Annotated in this window: 19 protein-coding genes and 2 pseudogenes; 7 read left to right on the top strand and 14 right to left on the bottom strand. The window is 61.2% G+C overall.

Annotated elements, in window-relative coordinates:
• Nucleotides 1-43 precede the first annotated feature (43 nt).
• From mnmH to WBB95_RS06770, 4 genes are all read right to left on the bottom strand, one after another.
• Nucleotides 44-1,147, bottom strand: coding sequence for a tRNA 2-selenouridine(34) synthase MnmH (mnmH, locus tag WBB95_RS06785; RefSeq protein ID WP_424486864.1), 1,104 nt, complete (start codon nucleotides 1,145-1,147; stop codon nucleotides 44-46).
• Nucleotides 1,147-2,181: a selenide, water dikinase SelD gene (gene selD, locus WBB95_RS06780; protein WP_424486863.1), complete on the bottom strand. Its 1,035-nt coding sequence runs from the start codon at nucleotides 2,179-2,181 to the stop codon at nucleotides 1,147-1,149. The genes mnmH and selD overlap by 1 nt, the downstream gene beginning before the upstream one ends.
• A 94-nt stretch (nucleotides 2,182-2,275) precedes the next feature.
• Nucleotides 2,276-3,025 carry a TerC family protein gene (locus tag WBB95_RS06775; protein WP_424486862.1) on the bottom strand — a complete coding sequence of 250 codons (750 nt, stop codon included), beginning with the start codon at nucleotides 3,023-3,025 and terminating at the stop codon, nucleotides 2,276-2,278.
• A 31-nt stretch (nucleotides 3,026-3,056) separates the two neighbouring features.
• Nucleotides 3,057-3,308 (bottom strand): hypothetical protein, encoded by a 252-nt coding sequence (locus WBB95_RS06770; protein WP_424486861.1) that lies wholly within the window; start codon nucleotides 3,306-3,308, stop codon nucleotides 3,057-3,059.
• Between the two features lie 134 nt (nucleotides 3,309-3,442).
• On the opposite strand from WBB95_RS06770, the gene nhaR reads away from it, so the two are divergent.
• A complete protein-coding gene (gene nhaR, locus WBB95_RS06765; protein WP_424486860.1) occupies nucleotides 3,443-4,345 on the top strand; it encodes a transcriptional activator NhaR in 903 nt (300 codons plus the stop codon).
• Nucleotides 4,346-4,364: 19 nt separating this feature from the next.
• Here the strand turns inward: nhaR and WBB95_RS06760 are convergent, their stop codons facing one another.
• On the bottom strand, nucleotides 4,365-5,522 hold the full coding sequence (locus WBB95_RS06760) for an MFS transporter (protein WP_424486859.1): 1,158 nt from the start codon (nucleotides 5,520-5,522) through the stop codon (nucleotides 4,365-4,367).
• A 241-nt stretch (nucleotides 5,523-5,763) separates the two neighbouring features.
• Between WBB95_RS06760 and sstT the strand changes: the two genes are divergently transcribed.
• Nucleotides 5,764-6,984, top strand: a complete 1,221-nt coding sequence (gene sstT, locus WBB95_RS06755) for a serine/threonine transporter SstT (protein WP_424486858.1) — start codon at nucleotides 5,764-5,766, stop codon at nucleotides 6,982-6,984.
• Between the two features lie 63 nt (nucleotides 6,985-7,047).
• On the opposite strand, the gene WBB95_RS06750 is transcribed toward sstT, so the two are convergent.
• Complete coding sequence (locus WBB95_RS06750; RefSeq protein ID WP_424486857.1) at nucleotides 7,048-7,557, bottom strand: DUF1993 domain-containing protein; 510 nt, start codon at nucleotides 7,555-7,557, stop codon at nucleotides 7,048-7,050.
• A gap of 115 nt (nucleotides 7,558-7,672) precedes the next feature.
• Here WBB95_RS06750 and WBB95_RS06745 point away from each other — a divergent pair, with 115 nt between their 5' ends.
• Complete coding sequence (locus WBB95_RS06745; RefSeq protein ID WP_424486856.1) at nucleotides 7,673-8,326, top strand: YceH family protein; 654 nt, start codon at nucleotides 7,673-7,675, stop codon at nucleotides 8,324-8,326.
• Nucleotides 8,327-8,447: 121 nt separating this feature from the next.
• On the opposite strand, the gene WBB95_RS06740 is transcribed toward WBB95_RS06745, so the two are convergent.
• On the bottom strand, nucleotides 8,448-9,266 hold the full coding sequence (locus WBB95_RS06740) for a shikimate 5-dehydrogenase (RefSeq protein WP_424486855.1): 819 nt from the start codon (nucleotides 9,264-9,266) through the stop codon (nucleotides 8,448-8,450).
• A gap of 156 nt (nucleotides 9,267-9,422) precedes the next feature.
• Between WBB95_RS06740 and WBB95_RS06735 the strand changes: the two genes are divergently transcribed.
• The 3 genes from WBB95_RS06735 (at nucleotide 9,423) to WBB95_RS06725 (ending at nucleotide 10,480) form a co-directional block, all read left to right on the top strand.
• Nucleotides 9,423-9,776, top strand: a complete 354-nt coding sequence (locus WBB95_RS06735) for a hypothetical protein (protein WP_053255424.1) — start codon at nucleotides 9,423-9,425, stop codon at nucleotides 9,774-9,776.
• A gap of 235 nt (nucleotides 9,777-10,011) precedes the next feature.
• Nucleotides 10,012-10,206: a hypothetical protein gene (locus tag WBB95_RS06730; protein ID WP_071483469.1), complete on the top strand. Its 195-nt coding sequence runs from the start codon at nucleotides 10,012-10,014 to the stop codon at nucleotides 10,204-10,206.
• Nucleotides 10,207-10,297: 91 nt separating this feature from the next.
• Nucleotides 10,298-10,480, top strand: a complete 183-nt coding sequence (locus WBB95_RS06725; RefSeq protein WP_424486854.1) for a hypothetical protein — start codon at nucleotides 10,298-10,300, stop codon at nucleotides 10,478-10,480.
• A gap of 18 nt (nucleotides 10,481-10,498) precedes the next feature.
• Here WBB95_RS06725 and WBB95_RS06720 read toward each other — a convergent pair whose 3' ends face one another.
• Complete coding sequence (locus WBB95_RS06720; RefSeq protein WP_424486853.1) at nucleotides 10,499-11,566, bottom strand: AI-2E family transporter; 1,068 nt, start codon at nucleotides 11,564-11,566, stop codon at nucleotides 10,499-10,501.
• A gap of 107 nt (nucleotides 11,567-11,673) precedes the next feature.
• Nucleotides 11,674-12,132: pseudogene (locus tag WBB95_RS06715) on the bottom strand (thioredoxin family protein); the annotation flags it as partial.
• 277 nt (nucleotides 12,133-12,409) lie between these two features.
• On the opposite strand from WBB95_RS06715, the gene yegQ reads away from it, so the two are divergent.
• Entirely contained in the window at nucleotides 12,410-13,723 is a 1,314-nt protein-coding gene (yegQ, locus tag WBB95_RS06710) for a tRNA 5-hydroxyuridine modification protein YegQ (protein ID WP_424486852.1), read from the top strand.
• Here the strand turns inward: yegQ and WBB95_RS06705 are convergent.
• The 5 genes and pseudogenes from WBB95_RS06705 to WBB95_RS06685 all read right to left on the bottom strand — a co-directional run.
• Entirely contained in the window at nucleotides 13,720-14,928 is a 1,209-nt protein-coding gene (locus tag WBB95_RS06705) for a pyridoxal phosphate-dependent aminotransferase (protein WP_424486851.1), read from the bottom strand. The genes yegQ and WBB95_RS06705 overlap by 4 nt on opposite strands.
• A complete protein-coding gene (locus WBB95_RS06700; RefSeq protein ID WP_424486850.1) occupies nucleotides 14,925-15,590 on the bottom strand; it encodes an RraA family protein in 666 nt (221 codons plus the stop codon). The genes WBB95_RS06705 and WBB95_RS06700 overlap by 4 nt, the downstream gene beginning before the upstream one ends.
• Complete coding sequence (locus tag WBB95_RS06695; protein WP_424486849.1) at nucleotides 15,587-16,255, bottom strand: RraA family protein; 669 nt, start codon at nucleotides 16,253-16,255, stop codon at nucleotides 15,587-15,589. Before WBB95_RS06695 ends, WBB95_RS06700 begins: the two co-directional genes overlap by 4 nt.
• A 103-nt stretch (nucleotides 16,256-16,358) precedes the next feature.
• Nucleotides 16,359-17,114, bottom strand: coding sequence for a methyl-accepting chemotaxis protein (locus WBB95_RS06690; RefSeq protein WP_424486865.1), 756 nt, complete (start codon nucleotides 17,112-17,114; stop codon nucleotides 16,359-16,361).
• 102 nt (nucleotides 17,115-17,216) lie between these two features.
• Nucleotides 17,217-18,038, bottom strand: a pseudogene (locus WBB95_RS06685) (cache domain-containing protein); the annotation flags it as partial.
• Nucleotides 18,039-18,371 lie beyond the last annotated feature (333 nt).

Below are 18,371 nucleotides of genomic sequence, written 5' to 3'. Positions count from 1 at the left end.
GTGGGAGCGGGCTTGCTCGCGAAGAGGCCTTCAAATCCACCCATCAGCCTAGCCTGGTTACCCGCGCCCGCAGGTATTCCACCACCGCGCCCTGCTCCCCGGCAAACTCGATGCGCGCGCCTTTGCTTTCACGCTGGAAGGCGTACATCGGGTCGTAATATTCGCGCAGCAACCCTTCTATCCACACCCGATGCAACTCCACGCTGCCATTGCGAGCCTGTTCTGCCAAGGCTTCCTGCAAAATCACCTGCAACCGCTGGAAGCGCTCGCCACCCAGGCGTTTGTGGATATTGGCCAGACTCTGGGTCATGCGCTCGGCAAACAGCGCCTGGCCGTTTTCGCCAAATACCTGAATGAATTCGGCGCAGAGATCGACCACGTAATCACGCAGGATCCTTTCGACGCGCCCTTCCACACTGTCTTCCAGCCACACCATCGGGAATGTTTGCATGCCTTTGTGCAACGGCAATGGCAACGCGCAACTGCCGATCATGCGGCTCTCGTCTTCAACCACAAATTGCTCGATGCCGCCGGCGCGCTTTTTCAGCAGGTCCACTGCCAGGCGGTTTTCGAAGTCAATAGTGGACGGCTGCGCCGTGGCGCGCTTGCCGAAGCTGGAGCCCCGATGGTTGGCATGGCCTTCCAGGTCCAGCGCATTACGCAGTTGAGCCAGCACTTCAGTCTTGCCGGTGCCGGTCATGCCGCCCAGCAGCACGAAATCACACTGGTCAGTGGCATGCTCGACCGTGTCCAGCAAAAAGCTGCGCATGGCCTTGTAGCCGCCTGCGACGCGGGGGTACTCAATCCCCGCCTCGGTTTTCAACCACTGCTGCACGATCTGGGAACGCAGCCCGCCGCGAAAGCAGTACAAAAAGCCGTCAGGATTGGCCTGGGCGAACCGCGCCCAGTGCTCGATGCGTTCGGCCTTGATCGTGCCTGACACCAACTCGTGCCCCAGCACGATGGCGGCTTGCTGGCCCTGCTGTTTGTAACAGGTGCCGACTCGCTGGCGTTCGTCGTCGGTCATCAGCGGCAGGTTGATCACGCCAGGGAACGCGCCCTTGGTGAACTCGATCGGCGCGCGGGTATCCATCATCGGCCGGTCGTTGAGGAAGATGTCGCGGTAATCGGTGATGTCAGTTGCCATCAAAACACCTCTACCGCGTGGGTCTGTCGCTCAACCAGTTCGCCGATCGGCTCAAGGTTCAGGCCCAGTTCGGTGGCTACAGTGTGAAACTGCGCATCGCCTTCAGGCGTGACAGCGATCAGCAGGCCGCCGCTGGTCTGCGGGTCGCACAGCACGCGCTTGTGCAGCTCCTGCAGGCGCCCGAGCTTGCTTGAATAGCTGTCGAAGTTGCGCAAGGTGCCGCCGGGCATGCAGCCCTGGTCCAGGTAGTCCTCAACCCCTGGCAGGCGTGGGACTTTTTCGTACTCGATGCGGGCAGTGAGACCACTGCCGTCAGCCATTTCCACCAAATGGCCCAATAGGCCGAAACCGGTGACATCGGTCATGGCAGTAACGCCGGCCAACTTGCCGAAACGGCTGCCAGGCTTATTGAGGGTACACATCCAGTCACGGGCCAGGCCGATGTCGGCCTCGCGCAACTTGCCCTTTTTCTCGGCCGTAGTAAGGATGCCGATGCCCAGCGGCTTGGTCAGGTACAGCTTGCACCCGGCGGTGGCGGTGTCATTGCGCTTCATATGGCGCTTTTGCACGATGCCGGTCACGGCGAGGCCGAAGATCGGTTCGGGGGCGTCAATGGAGTGTCCACCGGCCAGCGGGATACCGGCGGCGTCACACACCGCGCGGCCGCCACGGATCACTTCGCGGGCAATTTCCGGCGCGAGCACGTTCACCGGCCAGCCCAGAATGGCGATGGCCATCAGCGGATCGCCGCCCATGGCGTAGATATCGCTGATCGCGTTGGTCGCGGCAATGCGGCCGAAGTCGAAGGGGTCATCGACGATCGGCATGAAAAAATCGGTGGTCGAGACCACGCCACGTTCGTCGTCGATGGCGTACACCGCCGCGTCGTCGCGTGAGGCATTGCCCACCCACAGGTTGGGGTCCAGGTTCTGTGCGCCGCTGCCGGCGAGGATCACTTCCAATACCTGGGGCGAAATCTTGCAGCCGCAACCCGCGCCGTGGCTGTACTGGGTGAGGCGAATCGGCTCGTTCATGGTGGACCTCAAGGTAACAAGTGGGCGGATTCTAACAGACAGCAAAAAGCCGGCTGGACTCTTGGGAGTTCAGCCGGCTTTTTGGTGTACGCCGTTACTGCCTTGCAGCAAGCAATCGCTGGTGACGATTGCGTCGTGCAATGTTCAGGCACTCGATCGCGGCCGAGAACGCCATCGCCGCATACACGTAGCCTTTTGGCACGTGGGCACCGAAGCCTTCGGCGATCAGCGTCATGCCGATCATGATCAGGAAGCCCAGGGCCAGCATCACCACGGTCGGGTTGTCGTTGATGAACTTGGCCAACGGCTCGGCCGCAACCAGCATCACGATCACCGAGACCACCACGGCAATGATCATGATCGGCAAGTGCTCGGTCATGCCCACGGCGGTAATGATGCTGTCGATGGAAAACACCAGGTCGAGCAACAGGATCTGGCCGATGGCCGCGGCAAAGCCGATGGTCACAACGTTACCGACACTGGCCTTCTCTTCGGGCTCCGGGTCCATGCTGTGATGGATTTCGGTCGTCGCCTTCCACACCAGGAACAGGCCACCGGCGATCAGGATCATGTCTTTCCAGGAAAACGCCTGACCGAAGATTTCAAACACAGGTGCTGTCAACTGCACGATAAACGCGATGGTGCTCAGCAGGCCCAGGCGCAGCACCAACGCCATGCTGATACCGATGCGCCGGGCCTTGGCGCGGTGTTTCTCAGGCAATTTGTTGGTGAGGATCGAGATAAAGATCAGGTTATCGATGCCCAGCACGATTTCCATCACGATCAAGGTGGCCAGCGCGATCCACGCGGTGGGGCTGGCAGCCAGCTGTAAAAGGTAATCCATAGGTCAGTCCTGACGTGGCGATGCTTGGGAATTAGGTTTCTTTGGTGTCGGATTCAGAGGCGTTTTCGGCTTCCTCTGTTTCCTTCTTGGGGCTGATCAAGCCTTGGGTCGCCTCACTCAGCGCCTGCTCGGCGGCCTTTTGGGTGTCATCAATGGCTTGCTTGGCGGACTCGGTGGCTTTGCCCATCACCTGCTGCGCACTTTTTTCAACCTGATCACAACCGCTGATGACCACCAATGAAAGCGCAAGCAACGACATTGCGCCCAGGGAATTGAGTTTCATGATGTATTCCTCGTTAGAACCATTGGGTCCAAATAGTGGCCCCTCGATAGCGAGGCATTCTATGCAGGTGAACAGTTCAGTAAAATTCGTATTTTTCTCACGTATACTTCGGTTTTCACGAAGTTTAGGTCGCCATGCTCAATTATCGACAACTGCATTACTTTTGGGTGGTCGCCAAGACGGGCAGCATTGTGCGTGCCTGTGAACAACTGAACCTCACGCCCCAGACCATCAGCGGGCAGATCAGCCTGCTGGAGCAAACCTTCGGCGTTGCACTGTTTCAGCGCGTAGGACGCCAGTTGGAACTGACTGAAGCCGGACGCCAGGCGCTGCCCTACGCCGAGCAGATGTTCCAGACCGGCAATGAATTGGAGGCAATGTTGCGCGCGCAGCCCGATGAACAGCAGATTCTGTTCCGGGTTGGCGTGGCGGATGTGGTGCCCAAATCCATCGTCTACCGGCTCATCGCGCCAACCATGGAGTTGAGCGAGCCGATCCGCATCACCTGCCGCGAGGACAAACTCGAACGTTTGCTCGCCGACCTGGCAATTCAACGCCTGGACCTGGTGATTTCCGACAGCCCGATGCCTACGCACCTGGACATCAAAGGCTACAGCCAGAAGCTGGGGGAATGTGGCATCAGCTTCTTCGCCACCCAGGCACTGGCTGACAACCATGGCGGCGATTTCCCACAGTGTTTGCATGGCGCGCCGCTATTGATTCCGGGGGCGGAGACGGTGGTGCGCAGCCGTTTGCAGCGCTGGTTCGCCGAGCAACAGATTCAACCGAAGATCATCGGCGAGTTCGACGACAGCGCCTTGATGCAGGCATTCGGCCAATCCGGCAGCGGGATCTTTATCGCCCCCAGCGTGATCGCCGATGAGGTGGTGCGCCAGTACGGCGTGGCGCTGATCGGCCAGACCGATGCGGTCACCGAGTCGTTCTACGCGATCTCGGTGGAACGCAAGGTCAAGCACCCTGGCATCGTGGCGATTACCGAGGGTGCCCGGCGCGAATTGTTTACCGCCCTGCCCTGATGACAGTGTGGGAGCGGGCTCAGGCGTTGGCCGCGACCGGTTGTTTGGCGGTCATCAGCCACAGCGCCAGCAGGATCGACACCAGGATAAACCCTGAGGCCGCAAAGCCCAGGCTGCCCAGGCCGAAGGTGTCGATCACGTGCCCGCCGACCATCGCCCCCAGGCCGATCCCGAGGTTGGCGCCGGCGATGTTCAACGACGCGGCAAATGCTGGCGCATGGGGCGCCGCCTTCATCAGCCGCACGTGGCTGACCAGGAACATCGCCGCCTGGGTCACGCCCCACACAGCCATCGCCGCCGCCAGGCCGATGGTGGAATGAATGGCAGGCACCAGCGCCACCATGCCCGCGATCATAAAGCCGCAGAACACCATGGACGCAATCAACGGGTGCCGATCCACCGCACGTCCACCAAGGGAGTTGCCGATCAGGCCGACCGCGCCAAAACCCATCAGGCACCAGCCGACCAGCGTGCCATCGAACCCGGCCAGGCGTTCAAGGATGTCCGCAAGGTAGGTGTAGGCGGTAAACATGCCGCTGAAGACCAAAATCGACAGCAGGATGTGGCCCTGCATCACTGGGTTGCGCAGGATCTTGAACTGCGAGCGCAACGTTGCCTGATCGTTTTTCGGCGGGGTGACCGGCAAGTACACAAACAACAGCAATGCCTTGGCTAACGCCACCACGGCCAGGATGGCGAACGCGCTGCGCCAGCCGAACATATCGGAAATCAGCGTGCCCACCGGAATGCCGAACACGGTGGCGCAGACAATGCCAAAGCCGATCTTCTCAATGGCTCGCCCGGCGTATTCCGGGCCGACAATATCCACCGCCGTTTCACTGGCCAGGGCCCAGAACACCGGCAAGCCGAGCGCCGGGATCAAGCGCGCCAGGGCCATCACCCAGATAGTCGGCGCCAACGCCGCCACGGTATTGGCCACGCCAAACATGATCAGGATGGAAATAAACAGGCGCTTGCGTGGGAAACGCGCGAAGTACGCCGTCAGAAACGGGCCGAAGGCAGCCACAGTAAAGGCGAACAACGTTACCAAAAGCCCGGCCTGGGACACGCTGACATTCAGGTCGCGGGCAATCGCCGGTAACAGGCCGACGATAATGAACTCTGTGGTCAGCACGGTAAAACCGGCAGCCGACAGCAGCAGGATGGGAAACAGCATGAAAACTCCGCAAACGACGACATCAACGACAACCCGAAGGGCTCGCTGAAGGATAGGAAAAGTGAGAGAGCAGAATCTTAACAGAGTGTGTCCGGATCTGGCCAAACCCTACGGGCGCAGGTGACGGAATGCCGCACCAAAACAGGACGCTTCCTACGGCATGTTAGACTTCGTGCCTGCTTCCTACAGCGCTTTCGCCTGCAATGCTGCGCCCTATTAAAAAAACCAGAGACAACTGTTTATGACTGCTGCCCCCTCCCTCTTTCAGCGCCTGACACGCGTCAGCCTGGTCACGCAAATCGTCATCGGCCTGATCGCCGGCATTCTGCTGGCCTTGCTGTTGCCCGAAGCGGCCAAGGCCACCGGGTTTATCGGCAAAGTGTTTGTCGCTGCGCTCAAGGCCGTGGCGCCGATCCTGGTGTTCGTGCTGGTGATGGCGTCGATCGCCAACCACAAACACGGGCAGGAAACCCATATCAAGCCGATCCTGTTCCTGTACCTGCTCGGCACTTTCGCCGCCGCCGTGGTCGCGGTGGTTGCCAGCGCGCTGTTCCCTTCGACGCTGGTGCTGGCCACCCATGACGTTGCCGTCAGCGCTCCCGGCGGCATCGGTGAGGTGTTGCAGAGCCTGTTGCTGAGTGTGGTGGACAACCCGGTCAGCGCGCTGATGAACGCCAACTTTATCGGCATTCTGGCCTGGGCCATCGGCATGGGGATTGCGATTCGCCATGCCGGCGAAACCACCCGTACCGTGCTGGATGACCTGTCCAATGGCGTCACGCTGATTGTGCGCGTGGTGATTCGCTTCGCGCCGCTGGGGATCTTCGGCCTCGTAGCCTCGACCTTGGCTACGTCCGGCTTCGGCGCCCTGCTCGGCTATGCGCACCTGTTGGTGGTGCTGATCGGCTGCATGCTGTTCGTGGCGTTGGTGGTCAACCCGGCCATCGTGTTCTGGAAGCTGCGCCGCAACCCCTACCCGCTGGTGTTGATGTGCTTGCGCGAGAGCGGCATCACCGCGTTTTTCACCCGCAGTTCGGCGGCGAACATTCCGGTGAACCTGGCGCTGAGCAAACGCCTGGGCCTGCATGAAGACACTTACTCGGTATCCATCCCGCTGGGCGCCACCATCAACATGGCCGGCGCCGCCATCACCATCACCGTGCTGACCCTGGCGGCCGTGCATACGTTGGGCATCGCCGTCGACCTGCCCACCGCCGTGCTGCTCAGCGTGGTCGCGGCGATCTGCGCGTGCGGTGCGTCGGGCGTGGCCGGCGGTTCGCTGCTGTTGATTCCCCTGGCGTGCAGCCTGTTTGGCATTCCCAGCGAGGTCGCCATGCAGGTGGTGGCCGTAGGCTTCATCATCGGTGTGCTGCAGGATTCGGCGGAAACGGCGCTCAATTCTTCCACCGATGTGCTGTTTACCGCTGCGGCGTGTTTGGGCCAGGAAGAACAGGCGGCTTAAACGTCAGGCGAAAAAAAGCCCGGAGCGGTTCTTTCCAGAACCGCACCGGGCTTTTTTATGGGCTTAGAAAGCGCCCATGTAATCGCGCTTGCCCACTTCTACACCGTTGTGACGCAGCAGCGCGTACGCGGTGGTCACGTGGAAAAAGAACTGCGGCAGGCCGTAGGTCAGCAGGTAGGACTGGCCGCTGAAGCGCTTCTCTTTAGGTGTGCCTGGGCGGGTAACGATCTCGATGCCTTCCTTGCCGTCGATTTGCTCAGGCTTGATGCTGTCGACAAACGCCAGCACCTTGGCGATCAGTGCTTGCAGGTCGGCGAAGGTGACTTCGGTGTCTTCATATTTCGGCACTTCGATCTCGGCCAGACGCGCGGACACGCCTTTGGCGAAGTCCACGGCGATCTGCACTTGGCGCACCAACTGGAACATATCCGGGAACAGACGCGCTTGCAGCAAGGCGTTGGGTTCGATGTTCTTGGCGGTGGCGTGGGCTTCAGCTTTGTTCAGCACATCGCTCAGGGCGTTGAGCATTTGCTTGAAGACCGGGATGGAAGCGGCGTACAGGGAAATAGTCATGACAGTCTCACGGTAATGGCAGGGTTGGAACCAGCCGCGATTATAGACCTGCCAGTCGCTTGTCTTTTATTTTTTCAGGATTAGGCTAGAGGGCTTACTGCATAGGGAAAGCGCGATGACCGCCGAGCACGACACCGACACCCCTGAGCCGCGCCTGAACAGCACGGAAATCCGCCTCCTGGGCTGCCTGATCGAGAAACAGGCGACCAACCCGGAAACCTACCCGCTGACCCTCAACGCCCTGGTACTGGCCTGCAACCAGAAGACCAGCCGCGAACCAGTGACGAACCTCAGTCAAGGCCAGGTTGGCCAGAGCCTGCGTGTGCTCGAAGGCCAAGGCTTTACTCGCCTGGTGATGGGCAGCCGCGCGGACCGTTGGGAGCACCGCGTGGACAAGGCGCTGGAGCTGGTGCCGGCCCAGGTGATCCTGATCGGGCTGCTGTTTTTGCGAGGTCCGCAAACCGTCAATGAACTGCTGACCCGCAGCGGGCGCATGCATGATTTCGAAGACGCCGAACAGGTAGTACACCAGTTAGAGCGCCTGATTGCACGGGGGCTGGCACTGCTGGTGCCGCGCCAGGCAGGGCAGCGGGAAGACCGTTACACCCACGCAATGGGCGACCCGGCGGATATAGAGGTAATTCTGGCGGCGCGCGGGAATCCGGTGGAGCGAGGCGTGGCGGTGGGTGTTTCTGTGGACCGCATTGAAGAGCTGGAAGCGCGGATTGCGGCACTGGAAGAGCGTCTGGCTCAGCTGGAACAGGCCTGACTCGGTAAAAAATGTGGGAGCGGGCTTGCTCACGAAGACGGTGGGTCAGTCGGTATATCCGGTGACTGACACTCCGCTTTCGCGAGCAAGCCCGCTCCCACAATTAGACTTGCGTGGGTCTTTAACTTCGGGCAAAGGCTACTGCCGCCTCAAACTGCTCATCAGTCGGCCGCACGCCGGTGTAAAGCACAAACTGCTCCAACGCCTGAATCGCGATCACTTCCAACCCGGTGATCACTCGCTTGCCTTGGGCTCGCCCACGTACGATCAACGGCGTTTCGGCGGGGATTGCCACTACATCAAAGACCGTGTCGGCGGCGTCTACAGCTTCGGCGTCAAAGGCCAACTGGTCGGCCTCCGCGCCACCGGTCATACCGATCGGCGTCACGTTGACCAACATCTGCGGGCGCAAATCACCCAGCTCCGCCTGCCACTCGTACCCCAGGCTCTGGGCCAACGCGCGGCCTGCCGTCTCATTGCGCGCCACAATCACGCCGTTGGCATAACCGCCGTCGCGCAAGGCACTGGCCACCGCCTTGCCCATGCCGCCGCTGCCCCGCAGGGCGAAGGTCGACTCTTTCGGCACCGCGTGTTTTTTCAACAGTCGTTCGACGGCGATATAGTCGGTGTTATAGGCCTTGAGATGGCCGTCGGTGTTGACGATGGTATTGAGGGAGGCAATGGCCTTGACCGAAGCGTCCAGCTCGTCCACCAGGGCAAGGCTGGCTTCCTTGAATGGCATGGACACGCCGCAGCCACGAATGCCCAACGCCCGGATACCGCCGATCGCGCCGGGCAAATCCTGGCTGCTGAAGGCTTTATAGTAGAAGTTCAAACCCAACTGTTCGTACAGGTGGTTGTGAAACCGCAGGCCAAAATTTCCAGGGCGCGCCGACAATGACATGCACAGTTGGGTGTCCTTGTTGGGGTGCATCTGCATGGGTAACTCCTTGAAGTAAGCAAATCGGTACAGACCTTACACAACCTTTACCTTTGGGCCGTGCTGTTTTCCAGAAATACGTTGTCTTAAAAGTATCCCCGCGACAATCCTTGAGTCTATTGATTGCAGACCACAAGCGCAGGGGCTAACCGAGGAATGACCATGATCCGTAAAATCCCCAAAATCGCCTTGCTGATCGGCGCACTCGCTATGGCAGGCCAAGCCTCCGCCCACGGTGGTGGTTGGGGTGGCCCGGCCGTTCTGGGTGCTTTGGTCGGCGCAGCCGTAGTCGGCTCCGTAGTTGCCAGCCAATCCCAGCCGGTCTACGTGCAGCAACCGGTGTATGTCCAGCCGCAACCGGTGTATGCCGCGCCTCCGCCGGTTTACTACGCGCCACCACCACCGGTGTATGTGCAACAACAGGTTTATTACCGCCCGGCGCCGGTCTATTACGGCCCACCGCGTGGCTACTACGGCCCTCCCCACGGCTATTATGGTCGCGGCTGGTAACAGGCAGTTGAGATGACAGGACCAGGCCTCGCCCACACGCGAGGCCTTTTTTTTGCCCGGAAAGTCCGAATTCAAGTGGCCGATGTCGCTGTGAGGACAACGCCCGGGCAGTAATCCCACATCATGACAGTCCAATGTCTACTTGCTCGATTGAGGCTCGGCCTGTCATGTTTACGTCACGAAACAGTCTCACCATCGAAGCGGTCCACCCAATAACAATTAAGGACGACTGACCATGCCCACGCAAAACCCGCACCGCACCGCCGGCCTGTGTACGTCCAGCAAGGTCTACAGCGCCCTGACCGAACTCAAGCACCTGGAAGGCCACCGCAGCGCTAAATTCCTCGCGTTGCTGGCGGAAAACCTGGTGCGCAAGGGCCTGCTCAGTGAACAGGAAGTGGTGATCATGCTGGACCAGGTCGTGGATTGACGCGTGGCGTTGATGTCGACTATCGAGACAGGTGATTTTTCCTCAAGACTGCAAGACCGTAAGGTGACCTCCATAGCGATTGGAGGTATGTATGCCCACTGTTCAGATCATGTCCGTCATCGGCAGCGCAGTCCCCGCCCCTCTTCGGGAGCTTGGGTTGCTGGCCTGCTGGTATCTGGTGCGCGATGGCGAGCCCATCAGCGGCCCGCTCACCTCGCTGTCCGCCGCTGAGGAACAACTGCAGAATGCGACGAACTACAGGCTGCACGCCTGACTTCGCGCGTGATGAAAACTAAGGCAGCGGCAGCTTGACCCGCGGTTTGCTTTCGACAAACAACGCCCAGCTCGACATAAACAATGCGGCCACCAGCGGCCCGATCACGAACCCGTTGAGGCCAAACACTGACAGGCCGCCCAGGGTTGAGATCAGGATCAGGTAGTCTGGCATCTTGGTGTCCTTGCCCACCAGAATCGGGCGCAGCACATTGTCTACCAGCCCGATCACAAAAACGCCGAACAACCCCAGCACCACACCCTGCCAGATCGAACCGCTCAGCAGGAAGTAGGCGGCCACCGGCCCCCACACAATCCCCGCGCCCACCGCCGGCAGCAGGGACAGAAACGCCATCAATACCGCCCAGAGCAACGCACTGGGAATATCCAGAAACCAGAAGATCAACCCGCCGAGCGCGCCCTGCGTCACGGCCACCAGCACGTTGCCCTTGACCGTGGCGCGCACCACGCGGTTGAACTTGAGCTGCAAGCGGCGCTTCTGCGGCTCGGCCAGCGGCACCGCTGTGCGCACTTTGCGCACCAGCTCCGGGCCGTCGCGCAGCAAAAAGAACAGCAAGTACAACATGATGAAAAAGCTCACCAGGAAATCAAACGTGCCCTGGCCGAAGCTGAACGCCTGAGTGGCAAAAAACTCGCTGCCCTGCATCGCGCTCTTGACGATCTTTTCCCGCAGCCCTTCCAGGTTGCCCATGCCAAAACGGTCGAGCAGGTGCTGGAAGTAAGGCGGCAGGAAATTCTTGAACTGTTCGATATACCCGGCCACGTCCAGCTTGCCGCTTTCGATGTTTTTGTAGAGCGTCGCGCCCTCTTGCACCAACAATACGCTGGTGATGATCACCGGCAGAATCGCGATCACCAGGCACACCGTCAGGGTCGACAGGGACGTCAGGTTGCGGTTCCAGCCGAACCGTTGCTGCAGGCGTCGCTGCATCGGGGCAAAAATAATGCCGAGGATCACCGCCCAGAACACCGCGCCATAAAACGGCAGCAATATCCAGATAAAGGCGATGGTCACCAGGGCCAGCAGCAACAGCAGGGTTTTGAATTGCAGGTTGGTTTGGTTCATGTCCGGTCCATGTCAGAAAAGCAAAGGCCCTGTGTAGGCCCTGTTGCTTAGTCCGCTGCGAAACCTGGGAGTGCCCTTGTTTATCGAACAAGCATAGACCGCCTGTATCAAGGCCTTGAAACCTGCGCTTTCGCTTCGCTCAGAAGCGTCTGGATCATTTGCTCCTGCGCGTCGTAGCGGCCCTCGCCAAAGTGGCTGTAACGTACCTGCCCGGTCGCATCAATCAAGTAATGGGCAGGCCAGAACTGGTTGCCGAAGTTGCGCCAGATCGCGTAATCGTTGTCGAGAGCCACCGGGTAGGTGATGCCCAACTTGCGCACGTGGTCCTCGACGTTGCGGGTGATGTGCTCGTAGGCGTATTCCGGCGTATGCACGCCGATGACCACCAGCCCTTCTTGTTCATAACGCTTCGCCCACGCCTTTACGTAAGGCAGAGCGCGTCGGCAGTTAATGCAGTCGTAGGTCCAGAAGTCCACCAGCACCACTTTTCCCTTGAGCGCCTCGGTGCTCAGTGGCGGCGAGTTGAGCCATTCAAACGCGCCCGCCAGCGACGGCATGGCCCCTTGAGTAGGTGCGCGGTTCGCCTCCGCCTGGGTTTCATTACTAACCGCCACGCCGCCGAGCAGCGCGAACGTCAGCAGCAAGCCGGCAAACACAACGGTGATGGGGCGCATGGTCATTACCTCGTCGATACAAAGGCCCCATTGAAAACCCTTGAAGTGTCGCGCCTGTGTCGAACCCGGCGTGCCGATACAAGGCGATACAAAATCAATAAAGGCGACCTGGATCAATAACAGCCGCTGCTCGCTCCATTACCCTCGCGACCTTTTGCGACCTGAACCCATGCCTCCCCTCCTTGCCCCCGAACTGCTCGCCCCTGCCGGCACCCTGAAAAACATGCGCTACGCCTTTGCCTACGGCGCCGACGCCGTCTATGCCGGCCAGCCACGCTACAGCCTGCGCGTGCGCAACAACGCGTTCGACCACGCCAACCTCGCCCTCGGTATCCAGGAAGCCCATGCACTGGGCAAACGCTTCTACGTGGTGGTGAACATTGCGCCGCACAACGCCAAATTGAAGACCTTTCTCAAGGACCTGGCGCCGGTAATCGCTATGGGCCCGGATGCGCTGATCATGTCCGACCCGGGGCTGATCATGCTGGTGCGCCGCCATTTCCCGCAGATGCCGATCCACCTGTCGGTGCAAGCCAATACGGTGAACTGGGCGAGCGTGGAGTTCTGGCAGCAGCAAGGGATTTGCCGGGTGATTCTGTCGCGGGAATTGTCCCTGGAAGAGATCGACGAAATTCGCCAGCACGTACCGGCCATGGAACTCGAAGTGTTTGTGCACGGCGCCTTGTGCATGGCCTATTCCGGGCGCTGCCTGCTGTCGGGTTACATGAACAAGCGCGACGCTAACCAGGGCGCGTGCACCAACGCCTGCCGCTGGAAATACCAGGCCACGGCTGCGGTGGAAAACACCACGGGCGATATCGTCCAGGCCTATCAACCGACCCTGGGCATTGGCGCGCCCACCGACCAAGTGTTCCTGCTGCAGGAAGCCAACCGCCCCGATGAACAGATGCCCGCGTTCGAAGACGAACACGGCACCTACATCATGAACGCCAAGGACCTGCGCGCCGTGCAGCATGTGGAGCGCCTGACCCACATGGGCGTGCATTCGCTGAAGATCGAAGGCCGCACCAAGTCGCACTTTTACTGCGCGCGCACCACCCAGGTGTACCGCCAGGCCATTGATGATGCGGTGGCCGGTCGCGCGTTTGACCGCCACCTCATGACCGACCTCGAATCCCTGGCCCAGCGAGGCTACACCGAAGGTTTCCTGCGCCGACACGTGCACGACGAGTACCAGAACTACCAGAACGGCAGCTCGGTCTCGGAACGCCAGCAGTTTGTCGGGGAGTTGACCGGCGAACGTCGGGGCGAGCTGGCCGAGGTCAAGGTGAAAAACCGCTTTGCCGTGGGCAATCACCTGGAATTGATGACCCCCGCCGGCAACCTTCAGTTTGACCTGGCCACCTTGCACAACGCCAAAGGCGCAGCCATCGACGTGGCGCCGGGTGATGGGCACACGGTGTACCTGCCGCTCCCGGCCGAAATGGACCTGCGCTTTGGCCTGCTGATGCGCGACCTCTAACGAGCCGCCGCGCAGAATTGACGGATGGCTTCGCAGGCCTGCAGCAACGCGTCGTCGTCCAAGGCATAGGCGATACGCAGGTACGGCGCCAACCCGAATGCGCTGCCAGGCACCACGGCCACATTGGCTTCGTCGAGCAAGGCGTGGGCCACATCCTCGTCGGTGTGCAGCAGCGTGCCGGCGGGCGTGGTGCGCCCCAGCAAACCGGCGCAGGAGGCGAAGGCGTAGAACGCACCAGAGGGGCTCGTGCATTCCAGACCCGGCGTGGCGTTGAGGAACGACACGACGAGGTCACGACGCTTCTCGAACACCGCCCGCGACGCCCGCACAAAGTCCTGCGGCCCGGTCAACGCAGCCACGGCCGCTTGCTGGGAAATCGCACTGGCCCCCGAGGTCTGCTGGCCCTGGAGTTTTTCCATGGCCTCCAGCAACCAGCGCGGCCCGGTGGCGAAACCAATGCGCCAACCGGTCATGGCGTAAGCCTTGGACACGCCATTCATGGTCAGCACCCGCGGCGCCAAGCGCGGTTCGACCTGCGCCAGGGTGTGGAAGGTTTGCCCATCGAACAGCAGGTGTTCGTAGATATCGTCCGCCAGCACCAGCACGTGCGGGTGCGCCAACAACACCTCGGCCAGCGCGCGCAGTTCCTGTTGGCTGTACACCGCGCCCGTGGGGTTGGACGGCGAATTGAGGATCAACCAGCGGGTGTTGGGGTTGATCGCCTGTTCCAGGGCGGCCGGGGTCAGCTTGAAACCGTCCTCGGCGCCGCACGCCACGATCTTCGAGGTGCCGCCGCACAGCTCGACCATTTCCGGGTAACTGACCCAATACGGCGCGGGCACGATGACTTCGTCGCCCTCGTTCAAGGTCGCAGCCAGGGCGTTGTAGATCACATGCTTGCCACCATTGCTGACAAGGGTGTCTTGCCAGCTCACGTCCAGACCGTTTTCGCGACGGAATTTGTCGGCTACGGCTTCACGCAGGGCACGCACGCCGGCAACTTGGGTGTAGCGCGTGTGGCCGTTGCGAATGGCGTCTATTCCCGCTTGGCGGATATGTTCCGGTGTGTCGAAATCCGGCTCTCCGGCGCACAGCGAGATGATTTTCGCCCCTTGCGCGCGACGTTCGGCCACGCGATCGATAATGCGGTAGGTGGCGGAAGGCTGGGCCTGGGCCACGCGCGTGTTCAGTCGTTCGATGTTCACGAGCCATTCCTTTGCAGCGTGTGATAACCCAGGGATTCGCGGGCCTGCTTGAGCGTCTTGCCCGCTTCGATCTGCGCGCGGATCTGTGACTCCACGGCTTCGATCTGGCGTGCTGTGTGCGCCACGTCGGCAGCACGCGCGCGCGGCACCACGAGCACGCCATTAGCGTCCGCCACCACGATGTCCCGCGAACACACGCGCGCTCCGCTGATCGCTATCGGCTGGTTCACCGAAAGCACTTCCACACGGTCCTTGCCGGTGCGCATGTAGCGGCCCCTGGTGAACATCGGGTAACCATCACCGAGGGCTTTGCTGACGTCGCGGCACACGCCGTCGATCACCGTGGCGGCAATCCCGCGTGCACCGGCGTACTGGGTCATGATGTCGCCCCACACGGTGCAGTCAGTGCGACCGGCGTTGGCGATCACCACCACGTCACCCGGCAGTACGTCCTCGATAAAGTCGCCCACTGAACCCGGTGGCAGGTTGGCGGGCACGTATTGCACGGTAAACGCCGGGCCGACCACGGTGCCGCGGTAGTTATCCAGCGGCGCAATGCCCAGGCACTGGCCGGGAATACCGAGCTTGTCCATGGCGTCCGAGACGCCCGGCGTATCAAGCCCTTCGAACAGGGCGACAAGTTGCTGATCTTCGGTGTTCATCGGGCAGGCTCCACGCGGATGGCTTCAAATTGGCGGTCGTGCATCACATCGGCGACCGAGCGGCCACTGCGCACGGCGTCGACCATGCCCGCTTCACGGGCGGCAATACGCTCGCCGAGGTCGAGCACCTGTTCGATGCGGGCAGCAGGGATAAACACCGTGCCGCAGCGGTCGGCGATGACGTAGTCGTCTTCCGACACGTTGACGCCGCCGACGCTGAGGGTCACACCGGAATCGACCTGCACCACACGGTTACGCGCGCTGATCATGGTCACGCCACGGCCGTACACCGGGTAGCCGATGGACGCACTGCCATCGATGTCGCGGCTGAAGCCGTCGATCACCGAACCGCGAATTTTCTTCGCGACGGCGGCATTGGCAATGATGTCGCCCCAGCACGAGACGCCTTCAAGGCCACCGGCAATCACCAGCACGCGGTCGTCAGTGGTGATGGCGTCAATCACCGGGGAAATCAGGTGCACGCCCGGCGCGGCGTCGGTCTTCGCTGCCAGCTTGACCGTGCTGGCACGGCCCACCACCTTGGGGCAGTCCCACAACGGGCGAATACCGACAACGGCGCCCGGCAGTTGCAGGAAATCGAGGGCGTCGGAAACGGTGTTGGTGTCGAGTTCAGCGAGGCGCTGAAGCGGGTCGGGAAGTGGCATTGCAATGAGCCCCTATTGTGGTTGGGGCTCAAGTCTCACTGAGGGGTTGTGACAGGTATATTCGTATTAACGTTAGGCAAACATACGCCAAAGCTATGGCTGATCAGATGCGGAATTGCCCCACCAACTGCCCCAGGCGCTGGCCCAAGTCGGCCAGGCTGCGCGAAGTCTGGGCGCCCAACTGGGTCTCATCCGCCACACTGTCCACCGCCACGGCAATCTGATGCACGCTGCGGTTGATCTCTTCGGCCACCGCAGTCTGTTCTTCAGCGGCGCTGGCGATCTGCGCGTTCATCGAATTGATGGTGCCGATCAACTGGGCCATGGTGTCCAGTGACGCCCCGGCTTCGTTGGCTTTGGCCGACGTACCGTCGCCGGCATCGCTGGAACGGCGCATGGCATCGACGGCGGCGACCGTGCCTTTTTGCAGGCGGTCGATCATGCTCTGGATTTCCTGGGTGCTGGACTGGGTGCGGCTGGCCAGGGCACGCACTTCGTCGGCAACCACGGCAAACCCGCGCCCTGCCTCCCCGGCCCGCGCGGCTTCGATGGCCGCGTTAAGCGCCAGCAGGTTGGTCTGTTCGGCGATGGAGCGAATGACCCCCAGCACGCTGACAATCGACGACACATCCTGCTGCAAGCTGTCGAGGGACACGCCGCTGCTGCGGATGTCGTTCACCAGCGCATGGATCTGCGCGATGCTGCCGTCCACCACGCGCTTGGCGGCCTGGCCTTCGGCATCGGTCTGTTGCGCAGCGACGGCGGCGCCTTGGGCACTGCGCGCCACTTCATGCGCCGCGGAGGACATCTGGTTGATCGCGGTGGCCACCTGGTCGGTTTCGTGGCGCTGGCGCTCCATGGCAGTTTCCGAACGCTGGGCTTGCTCGGACACCTGGCTGACCAGGCCGGTGAGTTGCGCCGTCATCTCGGTGATCTGGCGCACCAGGCCGTGGATCTTATCGACAAACCGGTTGAACGCGCCGGCCAGATCACCCAGTTCATCCTGGCTGGTGATGGCCAGGCGACGGGTCAAGTCGCCCTCGCCTGCGGCAATATCGTCGAGGTTGGCTTTCATCAAATGCAGCGGGCGCAAAATGGTATTGGCCAACAGCATGCCGACGGCAGCGATCACCAACAGCACCACCACGGCCACGCCGAGGATGCTCAGCAGCACGCCTTCCATGCGTTTCTCGACCTTGGCCTCGACCACCGCCACCTGGGCTTCGATGCCGTCCAGGTTCACCGAGGTGCCGATCACCATGTCCCATTTGGGCAGGTATTCGGTGTAGCCCATTTTCGGTACAAGTTCGGTCTGGCCCGGCTGGGTCGAGCTGTATTGCAGGTAGTGGGTGCCGTCCTTGCCGACCTTGACCAGGTCGCGATTGACGTAGACGCCGTTGGGGTCGCGGTTGTCCTTGAAGCTTTTGCCCACGCCGTCGGGGCTGTTGCCCTTGAACAGGCGGATGGTCTCGGAGTCGTAGCCGAAGAAATAGCCGTCCTTGCCGTAGCGGGTGCTGGACAGCAGCTTGACCACCTGGGCCCGCACGGCGTTGTCGCCTGGGGCTGCCGCGTCGTAGAGCGGCTTGATGGTGGTCATGGCCACTTCGACATAACTTTGCAGGGTGGCCTTGGCGTCGTTGAGCAGGCGCTGGCGGGTTTCATCCACCTCGTTGCGCGCCTGGCCCTGGAGGATCCACACGGTGGTCAGGCTGATGACGACTGCAAACAGCAACACCGGCACGATGGCGAGGGACAGGACTTTGGCCTTCAGGCTCAGACGCATGGGTTTTCTCTCTTATTAGTGGCGACTTGAGAGGTTAACGGCTGGTTGGTGGATATCTGTAGGCGTGGGGTTGGCGGTGGTTTGGGGGTGCTGAGTGCATATCCGTTGTTTGGGGGATGGCTTGGATTGGTTTCGCCCTTACGGCGAGTCACTTTGGAAAAGCACCAAAGTAACCAAAGTGCTCTTGCCCCTCCACTCGGCACCTCGCCTAGGCTCGGTGTGCCCTCACTCCGGCTTGAATCCGTGGGCCGCCGTGACGGGCCATCCATGGCCCAACACGGCTAACCCGGCGTCCTGCCGGGTTACCCACGGATTCAAGCCTGCGTTCGGCCA

Origin of the sequence: Pseudomonas sp. (assembly GCF_049645325.1) — a bacterium.
Taxonomy (GTDB): Bacteria; Pseudomonadota; Gammaproteobacteria; order Pseudomonadales; family Pseudomonadaceae; genus Aquipseudomonas.
This window is presented reverse-complemented; position numbering and strand designations above follow the sequence as displayed.

Excerpts from the sequence above, each read along its gene's own strand:
- mnmH (WP_424486864.1), bottom strand. The coding sequence starts at position 1,147 with ATGGCAACTGACATCACCGATTACCGCGACATCTTCCTCAACGACCGG.
- selD (WP_424486863.1), bottom strand. The coding sequence starts at position 2,181 with ATGAACGAGCCGATTCGCCTCACCCAGTACAGCCACGGCGCGGGTTGC.
- WBB95_RS06775 (WP_424486862.1), bottom strand. The coding sequence starts at position 3,025 with ATGGATTACCTTTTACAGCTGGCTGCCAGCCCCACCGCGTGGATCGCG.
- WBB95_RS06770 (WP_424486861.1), bottom strand. The coding sequence starts at position 3,308 with ATGAAACTCAATTCCCTGGGCGCAATGTCGTTGCTTGCGCTTTCATTG.
- nhaR (WP_424486860.1), top strand. The coding sequence starts at position 3,443 with ATGCTCAATTATCGACAACTGCATTACTTTTGGGTGGTCGCCAAGACG.
- WBB95_RS06760 (WP_424486859.1), bottom strand. The coding sequence starts at position 5,522 with ATGCTGTTTCCCATCCTGCTGCTGTCGGCTGCCGGTTTTACCGTGCTG.
- sstT (WP_424486858.1), top strand. The coding sequence starts at position 5,764 with ATGACTGCTGCCCCCTCCCTCTTTCAGCGCCTGACACGCGTCAGCCTG.
- WBB95_RS06750 (WP_424486857.1), bottom strand. The coding sequence starts at position 7,557 with ATGACTATTTCCCTGTACGCCGCTTCCATCCCGGTCTTCAAGCAAATG.
- WBB95_RS06745 (WP_424486856.1), top strand. The coding sequence starts at position 7,673 with ATGACCGCCGAGCACGACACCGACACCCCTGAGCCGCGCCTGAACAGC.
- WBB95_RS06740 (WP_424486855.1), bottom strand. The coding sequence starts at position 9,266 with ATGCAGATGCACCCCAACAAGGACACCCAACTGTGCATGTCATTGTCG.
- WBB95_RS06735 (WP_053255424.1), top strand. The coding sequence starts at position 9,423 with ATGACCATGATCCGTAAAATCCCCAAAATCGCCTTGCTGATCGGCGCA.
- WBB95_RS06730 (WP_071483469.1), top strand. The coding sequence starts at position 10,012 with ATGCCCACGCAAAACCCGCACCGCACCGCCGGCCTGTGTACGTCCAGC.
- WBB95_RS06725 (WP_424486854.1), top strand. The coding sequence starts at position 10,298 with ATGCCCACTGTTCAGATCATGTCCGTCATCGGCAGCGCAGTCCCCGCC.
- WBB95_RS06720 (WP_424486853.1), bottom strand. The coding sequence starts at position 11,566 with ATGAACCAAACCAACCTGCAATTCAAAACCCTGCTGTTGCTGCTGGCC.
- yegQ (WP_424486852.1), top strand. The coding sequence starts at position 12,410 with ATGCCTCCCCTCCTTGCCCCCGAACTGCTCGCCCCTGCCGGCACCCTG.
- WBB95_RS06700 (WP_424486850.1), bottom strand. The coding sequence starts at position 15,590 with ATGAACACCGAAGATCAGCAACTTGTCGCCCTGTTCGAAGGGCTTGAT.
- WBB95_RS06695 (WP_424486849.1), bottom strand. The coding sequence starts at position 16,255 with ATGCCACTTCCCGACCCGCTTCAGCGCCTCGCTGAACTCGACACCAAC.
- WBB95_RS06690 (WP_424486865.1), bottom strand. The coding sequence starts at position 17,114 with ATGGAGCGCCAGCGCCACGAAACCGACCAGGTGGCCACCGCGATCAAC.